At 44.5% G+C, this 247-nt stretch carries 1 protein-coding gene; it reads left to right on the forward strand.

What is annotated here, in order from left to right; translation table 11 throughout:
* Window positions 1–247 (forward strand): hypothetical protein (locus tag SB689_RS23845; RefSeq protein ID WP_410694509.1); only part of this gene is annotated, 247 nt, incomplete at both ends.

A 247-nucleotide genomic window follows, 5' to 3' on the forward strand; every position in this document is an offset into this window, starting at 1 on the left:
GGAATTAGGCTCTCCTATTATCCGTAATTTTAAAGAAGTGAAAGCTTTGGCTCAATCTTTTGATATGCCAAAACACGATACCGCCAATACGCCATCCATTGCCACAAAAAGCGGTCATCCGCTGGTACAGGCATTTCAGGACAATGTTGCAGACATGATCCGTATGCAGGAAGAAGTTCTCACTTTATTCCAAAACCGTCCGGAAATCACCATCCAACGTCCCGCTCATTCTCATGCAACACAAGCT

The sequence above is a fragment of the Chryseobacterium sp. SIMBA_038 genome, from assembly GCF_046535115.1.
In the GTDB taxonomy this organism is placed as follows: Bacteria; Bacteroidota; Bacteroidia; order Flavobacteriales; family Weeksellaceae; genus Chryseobacterium.